The 13,240-nt window shown below is 70.4% G+C and carries 15 protein-coding genes and 1 pseudogene; 10 read left to right on the forward strand and 6 right to left on the reverse strand.

Annotation, left to right across the window (positions count from 1 at the left end):
• Positions 1–2 precede the first annotated feature (2 nt).
• Positions 3–791, forward strand: coding sequence for a DeoR/GlpR family DNA-binding transcription regulator (locus tag VG296_RS04920; RefSeq protein ID WP_325563504.1), 789 nt, complete (start codon positions 3–5; stop codon positions 789–791).
• A gap of 26 nt (positions 792–817) precedes the next feature.
• Positions 818–1,849, forward strand: a complete 1,032-nt coding sequence (locus VG296_RS04925) for a magnesium transporter CorA family protein (RefSeq protein WP_325563506.1) — start codon at positions 818–820, stop codon at positions 1,847–1,849.
• Between the two features lie 412 nt (positions 1,850–2,261).
• On the opposite strand, the pseudogene VG296_RS04930 reads toward VG296_RS04925, so the two are convergent.
• Positions 2,262–2,501: pseudogene (locus VG296_RS04930) on the reverse strand (ATP-binding cassette domain-containing protein); the annotation flags it as partial.
• 62 nt (positions 2,502–2,563) lie between these two features.
• On the opposite strand from VG296_RS04930, the gene VG296_RS04935 reads away from it, so the two are divergent.
• Positions 2,564–3,055, forward strand: coding sequence for a GbsR/MarR family transcriptional regulator (locus VG296_RS04935; protein ID WP_325563508.1), 492 nt, complete (start codon positions 2,564–2,566; stop codon positions 3,053–3,055).
• A gap of 7 nt (positions 3,056–3,062) precedes the next feature.
• Here VG296_RS04935 and VG296_RS04940 read toward each other — a convergent pair whose 3' ends face one another.
• The gene (locus VG296_RS04940) at positions 3,063–3,869 is read right to left on the reverse strand and encodes an SDR family NAD(P)-dependent oxidoreductase (RefSeq protein WP_325563510.1); all 807 of its coding nucleotides are present in this window, start codon (positions 3,867–3,869) and stop codon (positions 3,063–3,065) included.
• Between the two features lie 64 nt (positions 3,870–3,933).
• Here VG296_RS04940 and VG296_RS04945 point away from each other — a divergent pair, with 64 nt between their 5' ends.
• Both VG296_RS04945 and VG296_RS04950 read left to right on the forward strand, forming a co-directional pair.
• Complete coding sequence (locus VG296_RS04945; RefSeq protein ID WP_325563512.1) at positions 3,934–4,782, forward strand: MOSC domain-containing protein; 849 nt, start codon at positions 3,934–3,936, stop codon at positions 4,780–4,782.
• A gap of 20 nt (positions 4,783–4,802) precedes the next feature.
• A complete protein-coding gene (locus VG296_RS04950) occupies positions 4,803–5,186 on the forward strand; it encodes a DUF488 domain-containing protein (RefSeq protein ID WP_325563514.1) in 384 nt (127 codons plus the stop codon).
• A 741-nt stretch (positions 5,187–5,927) separates the two neighbouring features.
• On the opposite strand, the gene VG296_RS04955 is transcribed toward VG296_RS04950, so the two are convergent.
• Positions 5,928–6,788, reverse strand: a complete 861-nt coding sequence (locus tag VG296_RS04955) for a helix-turn-helix transcriptional regulator (RefSeq protein WP_325563516.1) — start codon at positions 6,786–6,788, stop codon at positions 5,928–5,930.
• A gap of 127 nt (positions 6,789–6,915) precedes the next feature.
• Here VG296_RS04955 and VG296_RS04960 point away from each other — a divergent pair, with 127 nt between their 5' ends.
• From VG296_RS04960 to VG296_RS04970, 3 genes are all read left to right on the forward strand, one after another.
• A complete protein-coding gene (locus VG296_RS04960; RefSeq protein WP_325563518.1) occupies positions 6,916–7,803 on the forward strand; it encodes an NAD-dependent epimerase/dehydratase family protein in 888 nt (295 codons plus the stop codon).
• 89 nt (positions 7,804–7,892) lie between these two features.
• Positions 7,893–8,459 carry a YceI family protein gene (locus VG296_RS04965; RefSeq protein WP_325563520.1) on the forward strand — a complete coding sequence of 189 codons (567 nt, stop codon included), beginning with the start codon at positions 7,893–7,895 and terminating at the stop codon, positions 8,457–8,459.
• Between the two features lie 60 nt (positions 8,460–8,519).
• Positions 8,520–9,311, forward strand: a complete 792-nt coding sequence (locus tag VG296_RS04970; protein ID WP_325563522.1) for a nuclease-related domain-containing protein — start codon at positions 8,520–8,522, stop codon at positions 9,309–9,311.
• Positions 9,312–9,372: 61 nt separating this feature from the next.
• On the opposite strand, the gene VG296_RS04975 is transcribed toward VG296_RS04970, so the two are convergent.
• The gene (locus VG296_RS04975; RefSeq protein WP_325563524.1) at positions 9,373–10,164 is read right to left on the reverse strand and encodes an isocitrate lyase/phosphoenolpyruvate mutase family protein; all 792 of its coding nucleotides are present in this window, start codon (positions 10,162–10,164) and stop codon (positions 9,373–9,375) included.
• Between the two features lie 47 nt (positions 10,165–10,211).
• Positions 10,212–10,847 (reverse strand): class I SAM-dependent methyltransferase, encoded by a 636-nt coding sequence (locus VG296_RS04980; RefSeq protein ID WP_325563526.1) that lies wholly within the window; start codon positions 10,845–10,847, stop codon positions 10,212–10,214.
• Between the two features lie 287 nt (positions 10,848–11,134).
• Between VG296_RS04980 and VG296_RS04985 the strand changes: the two genes are divergently transcribed.
• Positions 11,135–11,749, forward strand: coding sequence for an alkaline phosphatase family protein (locus tag VG296_RS04985; RefSeq protein ID WP_325563528.1), 615 nt, complete (start codon positions 11,135–11,137; stop codon positions 11,747–11,749).
• Between the two features lie 37 nt (positions 11,750–11,786).
• Here the strand turns inward: VG296_RS04985 and VG296_RS04990 are convergent, their stop codons facing one another.
• Positions 11,787–12,764, reverse strand: a complete 978-nt coding sequence (locus VG296_RS04990) for a pirin family protein (RefSeq protein ID WP_325563530.1) — start codon at positions 12,762–12,764, stop codon at positions 11,787–11,789.
• A 91-nt stretch (positions 12,765–12,855) separates the two neighbouring features.
• On the opposite strand from VG296_RS04990, the gene VG296_RS04995 reads away from it, so the two are divergent.
• Positions 12,856–13,182 (forward strand): GNAT family N-acetyltransferase, encoded by a 327-nt coding sequence (locus VG296_RS04995; RefSeq protein WP_325563532.1) that lies wholly within the window; start codon positions 12,856–12,858, stop codon positions 13,180–13,182.
• Positions 13,183–13,240 lie beyond the last annotated feature (58 nt).

The following is a 13,240-nucleotide window of genomic DNA, read 5'->3' on the forward strand; positions in this document are numbered from 1 at the left end:
CCATGAAGCGGTATGAACGGCTGAACGCGATCCTCGAGCTGCTCGCCGAGGATTCGAAGCTGGATGTGGACACCGCCGCGCCGCGGCTCGGGGTGTCGGAGGCGACGATCCGCCGCGATCTCGAGTACCTCGCCGAGCAGCAGTTGCTCACGCGCACGCACGGCGGCGCCGTCGCGAACAGCACGTCGTACGATCTGCCGCTGCGCTTCAAGTCCAGCCGCCACCCGCAGGAGAAGCAGCGGATCGCGCAGGCGGCCGCCGCGCTCGTCCCGGCGGGCGGCATCATCGGCGTGAACGGCGGCACGACGAGCACCGAGACCGCACGGGCCATCGGCGCGCGGGCGGACCTGACGCCGAGCCAGGCCGACGGCGTGGCCCTCACACTCGTGACGAACGCGCTGAACATCGCCTACGAGCTCACCGTCCGCTCTCATATCAAAATCGTGGTGACCGGCGGCGTCGCACGGTCCAGCTCCTACGAGCTGACCGGCCCTCTCGCCTCGGAGATGCTGGATCAGCTGCACCTGGACGTCGCGCTGCTCGGCGTGGACGGGATCGACCCGGAACTCGGCGCGATGACGCACAACGAGGGCGAGGCGACGATCAACCGGCTGCTCGCGGACCGGGCGCGCACGGTGATCGTCCTGGCCGACTCGACGAAGCTCGGCAAGCGGGCGTTCGCCCGGATCCGGCCGATCGAGCGCGTCGACACCCTGGTCACCGACGACCGGGCCGACCCGGAATTAATCAAGCGGTTCACGGCGGCTGGGGTACGCGTCGTCATCGCGTGAACCGGCGCTCTGTAGACTCGGCAGACGTGGCGGAAGAAGCGGACGACGCAGCGCAGGATTCAGGGCAGGTCAAGGCGCCGAGCCCGAGGCGCAGCCGTGCCTATCGGTCCGGTCGGCTGGTCGCGGAGAATTTCCCGTTGGCCGACGTCTCGGACTGGATCGAGTACGAGGACGCGGCCGTCTGGTTCGACCTCGAGAGCCCGACGCCGGAGGAGCTCGAGCAGCTGCGCGAGGAGTTGGGCCTGCACTCGCTCGCGATCGAGGACGCCACGCACCTGAGTGAGCGCCCCAAGTGCGACCGCTACGAGAACCACCTCGTGCTGACCGCCTACCAGGTGAAGCTGGTCGGCGACGACGCCGGCGACCTCAACGCGTCGATGATGCTGGCCTTCATCACCCACCGCGCGCTGATCACCGTGCACGACCCGAACACGCTGGACATCGACGAGATCGTGCGCCGCTGGGACGAATCGTCCGATCTGCTCAAGCACGGCATGCCGTTTCTGGTCTACGGCCTGCTCGACTACATCGTCGACGGCTACTTCAACGCGCTGCAGTCCCTCGACGACGCGATCGAGAACCTCAGCGACCTGATCTTCGAGACTGCGGACGGCAGGGACTCGTCCGCCGTGCTGCGGCAGACCTTCGACCTGCGCCGCGGCCTGGTCACCGCGCGGCACGTGATCACCCCGATGCGCGAGGTGGTCAACGCGATAATGCGGTGGAACCACCTCCCGTCCGAACTGGCGCCCTACTACCAGGACGTCTACGACCACGTGCTGCGGACCGCCGACTGGGCGGACAGCCTCCGGGATCTGCTCGCGACCGTCCGGGAGACCCAGCTGACCATCCAGAGCAACCGGATGAACCTGATCATGAAGAAGGTGACCAGCTGGGCCGCGATCGTCGCCGTGCCGACGGCGATCACCGGCTTCTACGGGCAGAACGTGCCGTATCCCGCCTTCGGCACGGAGACTGGGTTCTGGACCTCGACCGGGCTGATCCTGGGACTCTCGGGGCTGCTCTACTTCGAATTCAAGCGACGCGACTGGCTCTGACGGCTCCGAGGTGCCCGGCCCCGGCCGTCAGCCGATGTCCCTTCGCCGGAGGCCGGCGAGGCCGAGGGCGAGCAGGGCCGCGCCGAGGGCCGTCATGATGAGCAGCGGTTCCGCGCCGACGGCGACGCCGGGGGCGCGCGGGACCTGCGCGAACGGCGAGATGTCCGTGATCCAGTGGCTGAGCTTGAGGATCGGGCCGAGTTCCTGGAGCAGGATGCAGACACCGACCGCGATCCAGCCGACGTACGCGCTGGCCCGCGGCGCGAACCCGTAGGCCGCGACGGTCAGCCCGACGACCACCCACACGGCCGTGACCTGGATCAGCCCGGCGCCGGTCAGCTGGGCGAGCTGGGAGCCGAGAGCGCCCGAGCGCCCGCCGTGCGCCAGACCCGCGCCCGCGCCGGCGATGACGAGCAGCAGCGCGGAGAAGCGCCACCGCGTCGCGCCACGGATCGCCGCCGAGCAGCCTGACCCGGCCGCCGTCCGCGCGCTGCAGGCCGAGGAGCACGCGCAGCGTCGTGGACTTGCCCGCGCCGTTGGGTCCGAGGAACCCGTGCACCTCACCGGAGCGCACGGCCAGATCCAGACCGTCCAACGCGACGGTCCGACCGAAGCTCTTGCGCAGCCCCGCCACCTCGATGATGTCCTCCATGCTTTCGAGGCTACACCAGTTTCACAAACTTGTGAAAGTTGTTAATCGCGTATAGTTGGAACATGAGTGAGATGCGGAGCGAGCTCGAGGTGCGGGCCTTCGTCGAGCAGATGGCCATGTTCCTGGCGGACTGGGGCTTCCCGCGGATGGCCGCGCGGGTGCTGATGACCTTGATGTCCGCGGACGAGGAGCGGCTGACCGCGGGCGAGCTGGCCGAGCGGCTGGACGTGAGCGCGGCGGCGATCTCGGGCGCGGTCCGCTACCTGCAGCAGCTCCATCTCATCGACCGCGTTCCGGTGCCCGGATCGCGCAGCGACGCGTATGAGGTGCCGCGCAACGCCTGGTACACCGCGGCGATCGTGAAGGGCGGCCTGTACAAGCGGCTCGCCGACCTGTCGGATCAGGGCGTCAACGCGCTCGATGAAGGCGGCGCGGCCCGGGAGCGGATCGCCGAGATGCGCGACTTCTTCCTGTTCCTCGACGACGAGGTCGGGCTGCTGCTCGACCGCTGGGTCGCCGAACGGGACGAGCGCCGCCAAGCGCGGTCCTGGTGAGCGGGGCTCAGACCGTGGGCGTGGCGCCGCCGTCCACGCGCAGCGTCGCGCCGGAGATGTAGTCCGCGAGCGGGCTGGCCAGGAAGCAGACGGCCGCGGCCACGTCCTCCGGTCGGCCGGCGCGGTGCACGGGCTGGTGGAACAGGTGCTTGATGGCGTACTCCTCGCCGACCCTCGGGTCCTGACTCCCCTGTTCCAGCGCCAACTGCTTGAACCAGGGCGCGGCCATCGAGGTCCAGATCATGCTGGGGGCGACGGCGTTCGCGGTGACGCCGCTGCCGGCGAGCTCCCTCGCCAGGCTGACCGTCAGGTTGCGCACGGCCGCCTTCGCCGCGGCGTACGGGCCGAACTCGGGGTCGGGCATCTCGGCGAGCCGCGACGCGATCTGGATCACCCGTCCCCAGCCGCGCTCGCGCATCGGCGGCACGAGGGCCTGGGCGAGTCGGACGGCGGGCAGCGCGTTCTGCCGATAGCTGCGCAGCCACTCGTCGCCCGGGGTGTCCAGCAGACCGTGCGCCGCCTCGACCGCGGTGCCGCCCGCGTTGTTGACAACGATGTCGATGCCGTCGAAGGCCGCTTCCGCCCCGGCGATCACGTTGCCGAGCTCGGTCTCCACGGTCAGGTCGCCGATCGCGGTGGCCGCGCGTCCGCCCTCGGCCGCGATCTCGGACGCCACCGCCTGCACGCGCTCTATGCTGCGCCCGTGCACCACGACGCGCACGCCCTCGCGGCCCAGCATCCGCGCGATCTCGGCACCGATCCCGGAGGAGCTCCCGGTCACCAGTGCCCGCCTGCCGACCAACCGTAGGTCCATACGGCGGACGCTATCAATCCACCGCGTAGTGTGGGGAGTGACACGCGACGGAGGGAGCGGGGCCGTGTGCGAGGTGGGCGCGATCGAGGAATTGTGGCGCTATCCGGTCAAGTCAATGCTCGGCGAACGGGTCGCGCGCGCAACGGTCGACGAGCGCGGAGTGCCCGGGGATCGGCGGCTCGCGCTCATCGACCGCGAGTCCGGGAAGGTCGCCAGCGCGAAGATGCCGCGGTTGTGGCGCGACCTGCTGAAATGCGTTGCCGTGATGGAGGATGGGGCGGGCGTGCGTATCGCGCTGCCGGGCGCGAAGCCGCTGTGGAGTACGGATGCCGATGCCGATGAGCGGCTGTCCGCGTACATCGGAAGGCCCGTCCACCTGGCCGACACGCCACCCGAGAACGCCACGCTCGACCGCTCGATCCCGGATGCGGTGCTGAGCGCGGGCGTGGCCGCCGAGGTCGAGGCGAAGGTCATTCACATCGGTTCCGACGACGCGCCCGAGACGTTCGTCGACTTCGCTCCGCTGCACCTGATCACGACGTCCACGCTGGATCGGATCGCCGAGCTCGGCCCGCGTGGCGCGATCGAGGTGCAGCGCTACCGGCCGAACCTGGTGATCCGCACGGCCGCGACCGCACACGGGTTCGTCGAGAACGACTGGCTCGGCCGCGAGGTCCGCATCGGTGCCGACCTGCGGCTGAAGATCATCGCGTCGACCCCGCGCTGCGCCGTTCCGACACTCGAGCACGGCACGCTGCGGAAGGACCCGATGGCCTTGCGCACGGTCGCCCTGCACAACCGCATCGCCCCGTTGGCCGACGTCGCGCCGGAGCCCTGCGCCGGTGCATATGCTCAGGTCATGGCGCCGGGCCGGATCGGACCGGGTGACAAGGTACTGGTCGCCGTGAACTGAGGTGAGGAGGCGTTGCGCGGATGCCGAGCGGATTTCGAGTCAAGCGGGTATACGAGCCCGTTGCCGAGGCGGACGGGACGCGCGTGCTGGTGGACCGCCTCTGGCCGCGCGGTGTGAAGAAGCAGACCGCGCATCTGGACGAATGGGCCAAGGACCTGAGCCCGTCGAACGAGCTGCGCTCCTGGTTCCACGCCGATCGCGAAGAGCGCTTCGAGGAGTTCTCGCACCGGTACGCCGCCGAACTCTCCGCGCCGGAGCAGCGGGAGCGGCTCGCCGAACTGCGAACGAAGGGCGAGTCCGGCACCGTGACACTGCTGACCGGCGCCGCCGACCCGTCGCACAGTCACCTGTCCGTACTGCTCGACGAGCTGACGGCGGAGAACGCGAAAAAGCCGGAGAAATAGCGAGGGTCCGCGAGCATCGGCGCCTGATGCCCACGGACCGTTCGAAGCGGCGGAATGACCCGTCGTCAGTTGTTGTGCGCGCGACGGCGGCGCAGCGCGAGCGCGCCGACACCGAGACCGGCCGCGGCCAGCGCGGTGCCCGCGGCCATGTTGCCGCCGGAGGACAGCATCGAGGCGCCGTCTCCCGCGCCCCGCCTCTGGGGGCGACGACGACCCAGCCGGTGAAGTTCTTGCCGCTGCAGGTCACGGTGACCTTGTAGGTACCGGGCTTGACCTTGGCGACCATGGTGCTGCCGCCGAGCATGTTGTCGAGCTGGCCGAGCATGGCCGAAGAGGTGAAGGCCTTGGAGCTGGCGGTACCGCTGGTGCCCGCGCACTGGTCGCCGTCCCAGACCCAGACGGTGCTGCCCGGCGAGGCCGGGTTCGGCTGGACCGAGACGACACCGAGACCGCTGGAGGCGGCCTCGGCTACGGAGCCTCCGGCCAGGGCCAGCGTCGCGGCGGCGAGTCCGGCGGCGGCGAGGCGTCTGGTACGGGGCATGGTGATTGCCTTCGGATGGTTCTGCGCCGCGGCGCACCCCACGCACGCTGCGGACACTCTTCGTAGTCGCTCGACTACGAAGAGCCAGATTTCATCCAACGGCTTGTATTACCGTCTGGTGACGCGTCAGTCCCCCGTTCGGCCGGGCACAATCACTCGTCCGGCAGTATCCGGCTCATTCCGACGCCTTCCGCCCGTGGTCAGCGGACTTCGTGCTGCTCGGCGAAGCTCTCGCGACCGAGGACGCGCAGGAGCTTGAGCCTCTCGGCGGTGTCCGTGCCGGGACGGCCGGTGAAAAGGATCAGGGACTGCTCGCCGGAGGGGGCGAGGAGGATTTCGCAGTCGAGGTCGAGGCGGCCGACCTCGGGGTGCAGGATCGTCTTCCTCGAACTGCGCAGCACGGCCACGTCGTGCCGGTCCCAGAGCTCTTGGAACTCCGTGCTCACCTCGAGCAGGTCGCGGATGAGGGCATTGACCTCGTCGTCATTCGGGCGGCGGGCGTGCACGGCGCGGAGGTTGGCGACGTGGTTCGCGAGGATGCCGGGGAGTTCCTCAGGGAGCACCCGTGGACGGGTGGCCGGGTTGGCGAACAGGTTCCAGATGGCGTTGCCGGCCCGTCCGGGGAGCGCGGGTCCGCCGAAGACGGCCTCGGCGAGGGCGTTGCGCGCGAGCAGTTGGCCGCTGTCGCTCATGACCTGCGCCGGGGCGTCGACGAGGCGGTCGAGGATGAGCAGCAGGCCGGGGCGCACGTAGCCGGACGCGGTGGTGCGCGCGTGGGTCTGGTAGCCGGCGAGGCGGTGCAGGTAGTCGCACTCGTCCTCGGACAGGCGCAGGGCGCGGGCCAGCGCGCCGATCACCTGTTCGGACGGATGCGCACCGCGTTGCTGCTCCAGGCGGGCGTAATAGTCCACCGAGATTCCGGCCAACTGGGCGACGTCCTCGCGGCGCAGGCCCGGGGTACGTCGGCGGCCGCGCGGCGGCAGGCCCACGGAGGTGGGCTCGACGCGTTCCCGGCTGCGACGTAGGAAGTCGGCCAGCGCCGCGCGATCGATCCCGTTCATGCTCCGATTCTCCCCCCGCCCCGGGACGCTAGCCAGGGACCGGCAGTCCGTGGCTACGCCGGTCTCTGCAATCCGGGCGCGCGCGGCGGCAGGCTGGTGGCCGAAGCCACAGGAAAGGAACACGACGATGGCGGAGAAGATCCTGGTGACCGGCGCGACCGGGAAGGTCGGGCAGCGGCTGGTGCCGCGCCTGCTGTCCTGGCGAGAGCCGGGCGACGAGGTGCGGGTGCTGGTGCGTTCGGCGGAGGCGGCCGTGCGGTTCGAGGCGGCGGGCGCGCAGGCGGTGGTCGGCGACGTGACCGACGCGGCGGCGCGCAAGCGGGCGCTGGACGGCGCGACCCTCGTCGTCAACAGCGCCGCCACCTTCCGCGACCCGGCCCGGATCGCCGCGGACATGTACGCGGTGAACCGGGACGCGGCGGTGACCCTCGCGCGGGAGAGTGCGGGCGCGGGAGTGCGCCGATTTGTGCAGATCAGCACGAATCTCGTCTACGGTCCGGGCGTGGGCCGTCCGGTGCGCGAGGACGACGAGCTACGGGCCGAGGCAAGCGAGGCGTTCAGCGCGTATCCGCACAGCAAGCGGGAGGCCGAGGAGCAGTTGCGGGCGCTGAGCGCGGAGTCGGGGCTCGACGTCATCACCCTGCGCCTGGCCTTCGTCTACGGCGAGGGCGACCCGCACATCGTGGAGAGCCTGCCGCGCTTCACGAATATGGCCGCGCAGCAGCAGTTGGCGATGGTGCACCACGCGGACGTGGCGCAGGGCGTGCAGCGTGCCATCAGGGCTCCGCGTCCTGGCGGAGGCTACGCGGCGTACAACATCGCCGGCGACGCGTCGTCCACCGCGGTCGAGCTCTTCGAGCTGGGCGGACAGAGCTTCGACCTCGAATCCGCCGCGGGGCGCGAGGTCGCCGACCCCTGGTTCGGCATCCCCGACGTCACCCGCGCGTACCGCGAGTTGGGCTTCCGGCCGATCTACCCGACCGCACGGGCCGCCTGGCGGGACGGGGCGCTGTAATGTAGCAGAACCCTCACACACCGCTGGACACTTCGGGCGGGTCGGGGAGAAGGTTGAGTACAGGTTTCTCCCCCTTTCAGGAGGCACAGATGACCGACCTGCCCGAAGTGCCGAACTACACCGCCGGAACGTGGACCGTCGACAACATCCACTCGTATGTCGGCTTCACGATCAGGCACATGATGGTCAGCAAGGTCCGCGGCCGGTTCACCGCGTTCACCGCGGAGTTCACCACCCGCGACAACCCGCTCGAGACCAGCGTCTCGGCGACCATCGAGGCCACGTCCATCGACACGAACAACCCGATGCGCGACGACCACATCCGCTCCGCGGACTTCTTCGACGCGGCCAACCATCCGACGATCACCTTCACCTCCACCGGCCTCCGCTTCGAGGACGGCGAGTTCCTGCTCGACGGCGACCTGTCGATCCGCGGCAACACCAAACCGATCACGCTCACCCTGGACTCCCCCGCCTTCGGGCCCGGCGCCCAGGGCGGGATGAAGGCGGGCTTCTCGGCCACGACCGAGATCAACCGGCACGACTTCGGCGTGAGCTACAACGGCCCGATCCCCGGCGGCGGCTCGGTCCTCGGCGACAAGGTGCAGATCACCATGGACATCGAGGCCGACCTGCAGGAGCCCAAGGCCGAATAGCGGCGCGGCGGGCCGGGTAGGAGCCGATCAAGAGGGGGTGTGTGCGGGATCATGACGCTGGTGGTGCAGCGATGGCAGCGCAACGGGCAGCACCGGCTGTACGTGAAGGACACCGACACGCGCGCCCAGCTCGGCTACTACGACGTACGGACCGGGAAGCTCTCGGTGAAGGACGACGCCCGCTCGTACGAGATCGTCAGCGTGCTGCGTCCGTTCCTGAGCGGTTCGGTGCCGGAGGGCCTGCTGCACCTGATGCCGCAGCGCCCCGCGACGCCCGCGGAGGTGCTGGCCGGGACGGAGGGGTACGAGACCTTCTCGGCCAGCGCGCCGCGTCCCCGGACCCGCGGGCCGCGGCGGATCACGCCCTGGCGCGGCTCGCGGGGCGAGCGGATCGTCGGACGGCGGCTTGCCGGGCTCGGGCGGGACGGCTGGGACGTGCTGCGCGCGGTCGAGGAGCACGGCGGCGACGAGATCGAGCACCTGGTCATCGGCCCGCCCGGCGTATTCACCATCAATACCCTGCATCATCGGGGCGCGCGGATCCGGGTGGGCAGCCAGGTCGTGTGGGTGGACGACTCGATCCGCGAGTACCTCAGGAACGCCCGGATCGCGGCGGCCTCGGTGACGCGCCGGCTCGGCGACGTGCTGGGCGACCTCGTCGTGCCGGTCATCCCGGTGCTGGCGTTCGTCGACGCCGCCGGGATCGACGCGCACGACGGCCATCCGGACGTGCTGGTCGTGGCCGGGGAACGGCTCGACGCGGAGCTGCGCGACTGCCGCGGCGAGCTGAGCCTGCCCGAGCGGGACCGCATCGTGGCCGCCGCGCACCGCGCCGGTCTCTGGACGATCTAGCGACGCTCCGGACGATCCAGCCGGGCTGGCCGATCCAGCTGAAGTAGCTGATGCAGCCGATCTAGCCGCTGAGCCGCTGCACGTCCGCGTACGACGGAGCGCTCTGGCCCGCGGTCCGCCCGTCGCGGATCGCCGTCGCGGCTTCCAGTGCCGCGCCGATCGCGACGCGAAAAAGCAGCGAGCCGAGGCTGACGCGTCGCACACCGAGGTCACCGAGTTCTGCGATATTCGGTCCGCCGGGCCGGTACAGCACGTTGAGCGGCAGCTCGAACCCGTTGGCCAGCCCGGAGATCTGCGCCGGATCGGACACTCCCGGCACGAACACGCCGTCGGCTCCGGCATCCCGATACGCCCTGAGCCGTGCCGGCGTCTCCTCGCGCTGACGATCGAGCCAGTATGTGTCCGTTCGAGCATTGACGAAGAGCTCCGGCGCCGCCTCCTTCACCGCGGCGATCTTCGCGGCGTGGACGGCCGGATCGGTGAGCGTCCCGCCGGGCCGTCCGTCCTCCAGGTTGATGCCGACGGCTCCGGCTTCGGCGAGCTCGCGTGCGTAGTCCGCGACCTCGGCGGGATCGTCGCTGTATCCGTCCTCGGCGTCGATGGAGACCAGGTGGCGATGATCGGCGCCGAGGATCTTGGCGATACGCAGGGTCTCGGCTCGAGTCGCACGCGCGCCGTCCGACAGGCCGGCGGCGGCTGCCACGCCGAGGCTCGTGGTGCCGACGGCGCGGAATCCGGCGTCGGCGAGCAGCGCAGCGGACGCGTGGTCCCAGGCGTTCGGCAGCAGCAGCGGCGTGTCGCCGTGGTGGAGTGCGGCGAACTCTCGCGCGTTCTCAGACTCGGAGTCGGGCATGGTCCCACGCTACGCGCCGCGACCGTTCGGCCCCGGCCCGCCAGACGTCACCCGCTCGGCTTGGTCCTCGGCTTGGTCCAGCGCAGCGAATAGCGGTAGTAGAGGCGGCGGCGGAAGTGCGCTTCGGGCAGCGTGCCGCGGGCCATTCGGGCGGTCTCGCGCCAGCCGAGCAGCGGCTCGACGGTCGGGAAGTCGCCGGGCGCGAAATCGGGCCTCAGGTCGTTGAACCAGACGACGGGCGCGCACAGGGCGCTGACGAGTTGCTCGGGCAGCGTGGTCGCGCGGGCCTGGCCTATGACGAGCAGGCGGCCGCCCGGGCGGAGTATCTCGGCGGCCTTCGCCAGGGCGCGGGCCTGGTCCATGTGGTGCAGGCTGGCCACGAAACAGACGAAGTCGAGGCTGTCGGCCGGTATCTCGCAGGCCAGGAAGTCGCCCTCGACGAATTCGAGCCCTGGCACGTCCTCGTGCGCGGCGCGGGCCGCGTCGACCATCTCGCCGGACGGGTCGAGGCCGATCACGTGCCGCCGGGAATCGCTCAGGGCCAGCGCGCGGGCCAGCCGGCCGCGACCGCAGCCGACGTCGAGCAGGTCGACACCGCCGGAGGGCACGGCGCGCCGGACGACGCCGTGGTACGCCACGTTGTGATTCCAGTGGCGGGACGACGCGAGGGGCTCGTCGGCCATGACCTCCATACCGTACATGACGAGTGACGGAGCGTAGAGGTTTCCCGTGCCGCGGAGAATTCACTCGACGGAGGCTTTCACCCAACGGCGCGGAACCTTACCTGGTAGTAACTTCTGCTCTGCATGCGCCACCCACCGGCCATCCTGGGGGACCCCGTCGTGTCCGAACCGCTGTCCAGCCGTTCTTCCGAAGGCAGCTCGTCCGAAAACAACTCGTCCGAAGGCGGCTCCTTCGAGAGCAGTACCGAGCCCTCGCGCTCCGGCTCCACCACGCGCCGCGGCCTGCGGTGGCCGAGTGCGAGCATCCGGCCGCGCCGCCCGCCTTCGGCGAGTACTACGTGCAGCAATTGCTCTCCACGCTGGTGTCGAACCCCGAGGTCTGGGCGCGGACGGCCGTCATCATCGTCTACGACGAGAACGGCGGCTTCTTCGACCACGTGGTCCCGCCGACCGCGCCGGAGGGCACCGCGGGCGAGTGGCTCAGCACCCTGCCGTCGGCCGCCGGCGGCGTGAACGGCCCGATCGGCCTCGGCTTCCGCACCCCGGCGATGGTGATCTCGCCGTTCACCGCGGGCGGCTTCCGGTACTCGGGGACGCTGGACCACACCTCGGTGCTGCGGCTGATCGAGACCCGCTTCGGCGTGCAGGCACCGAACATAGGCCTGGCGCCGCCAGACGGTCGGCGACTTCACCGGCGCCTTCAACTTCGCGCAGGCGCCGACGACGGCGTTCCCGAAGCTGCCGAGCACCAAAATCGGCAGCACTTCCGCGGCCGCGGAGGCGGTGCTTCAGGCGCTCGCGGGCACGCTCGACGTCGGCATCCCGTACCCGCCGCCGACCTCGAACTCCATGCCCGCCCAGGAGACCACGCCGGCCCGTCCGCAGGTGCCGTAGGCCTCTGATTCAGCGCACGCACCCTGACGCAACGCACCCTCTGATTCAGCGCACGCGTCCGCGTGCCTTGAGCGGAACACCCGGCAGCGGCGGCGCGGCGAGGCGGTCGCCCTGGTAGCCGTGCACCTCGCCGAAGCGCGCATCGGCGGCCTGCCACGCCTCGCGGTAGGCCGCCACCTCCTCGCCGGTGCGTCCGATGAAGTTCCACCACATGACGATCTCCTCCTCGAACGGCTCGCCGCCGAGGATCATCACCGCCCCGCCCTCGTCGCTGCGCAGTGCCAGTTCCCGCCTGCCGCAGCCGAGGTAGAGCATCGTTCCCGGCTCGATCGGCACGCCGTCCACCTCGACGCGTCCGGTCATCGCCAGCGCGGCGTATTCGAAGTCGAGCACGAGCGGGAGCGCGCCGATCGCGCCGGCCCGCAGGTCCACGTCGAGGCCGACGAGCGGCGAGTACGACGTGCCGGGCGATGCGGCGCCGTCGAAGCGGCCGAGCATCAGCCGCGCGCGCAGGCCACCCATCGTCGTGGCGAGCGGCAGCTCGTCGGTCGCGTGGTGCTGGAAGGCGGGGGCGGTCTCGCGGAAGGCGTCCGGCAGCGCGATCCACAGCTGCGCGCCGTGCAGCAGCCGCGGGTGCTCGACCGGGGACTGCTCCGCGTGAGCGATCCCGTGGCCGGCGGTCATCAGGCCTAACTCGTACGGCCTAATCGTCGCGATGCTGCCCTCGCTGTCCCGGTGCAGCACCTCGCCCTCGTGCAGCCAGCTGAGCGTCTGCAGGCCGGTGTGCGGGTGCGGCGCCACCTGCATGCCGGAGCCGTCCGCGATATCGTCAGGGCCGTAGTGGTCCACGAAGCACCACGCGCCCACCATCCGCCGATGGATATTCGGCAACAACCTTCTGACCTGCGTACTCTCGCCGAGCTGCACGGTCCGCGCGGTCAGCACCTCGCGCACCGGCGCGGCCGAGACGCGCTGCAGCCCGCCACGGACGGTGACCACGGGTGCCTGGTCCAGATTGCTCACGACGCTCCTGACGATCACTGTGTCGGATAGCCCTGTCATGATTGTGGTACACGGAGGGAAAGAGGGCGAGGCAGGCCTAGGAGGCAGTCTGATGAGTGAGCAGCAGAGTGAAGAGACGATTGAGGTTGTCGATCACCCCGAAGCGGAGCGGTACGAGGCGCACGTGAACGGCGTGCTCGCAGGTCGCGCGGAGTACCTGCGCGGGGCCGGGCAGATCTCCTTCACGCACACGGAGGTGGATCCGGCCTTCGGCGGGCGCGGTCTTGCCGGGCGGCTGGCGCAGAAGGCGCTCGACGACGCGAAGGCCTCCGGTCTCGAGGTGCTGCCGTTCTGCCCGTTCTTCCGCGACTGGATCCAGAAGCACCCGGACTACGCCGCGCTGGTCCCGGCGAACCGGCGCGCCGAGTTCGGGCTCTGAGAGGCAGTGCCGGGAGAGGCAGTGCCGGGAGAGACAGCGTTCTGAGAGGCAGCGCTCT

The organism is Actinospica sp. (genome assembly GCF_035552695.1).
Taxonomy (GTDB): Bacteria; Actinomycetota; Actinomycetes; order Streptomycetales; family Catenulisporaceae; genus Actinospica.

Excerpts from the sequence above, each read along its gene's own strand:
- VG296_RS04920 (WP_325563504.1), top strand. The coding sequence starts at position 3 with ATGAAGCGGTATGAACGGCTGAACGCGATCCTCGAGCTGCTCGCCGAG.
- VG296_RS04935 (WP_325563508.1), top strand. The coding sequence starts at position 2,564 with ATGAGTGAGATGCGGAGCGAGCTCGAGGTGCGGGCCTTCGTCGAGCAG.
- VG296_RS04965 (WP_325563520.1), top strand. The coding sequence starts at position 7,893 with ATGACCGACCTGCCCGAAGTGCCGAACTACACCGCCGGAACGTGGACC.
- VG296_RS04950 (WP_325563514.1), top strand. The coding sequence starts at position 4,803 with ATGCCGAGCGGATTTCGAGTCAAGCGGGTATACGAGCCCGTTGCCGAG.
- VG296_RS04975 (WP_325563524.1), bottom strand. The coding sequence starts at position 10,164 with ATGCCCGACTCCGAGTCTGAGAACGCGCGAGAGTTCGCCGCACTCCAC.
- VG296_RS04955 (WP_325563516.1), bottom strand. The coding sequence starts at position 6,788 with ATGAACGGGATCGATCGCGCGGCGCTGGCCGACTTCCTACGTCGCAGC.
- VG296_RS04995 (WP_325563532.1), top strand. The coding sequence starts at position 12,856 with ATGAGTGAGCAGCAGAGTGAAGAGACGATTGAGGTTGTCGATCACCCC.
- VG296_RS04960 (WP_325563518.1), top strand. The coding sequence starts at position 6,916 with ATGGCGGAGAAGATCCTGGTGACCGGCGCGACCGGGAAGGTCGGGCAG.
- VG296_RS04980 (WP_325563526.1), bottom strand. The coding sequence starts at position 10,847 with ATGGCCGACGAGCCCCTCGCGTCGTCCCGCCACTGGAATCACAACGTG.
- VG296_RS04940 (WP_325563510.1), bottom strand. The coding sequence starts at position 3,869 with ATGGACCTACGGTTGGTCGGCAGGCGGGCACTGGTGACCGGGAGCTCC.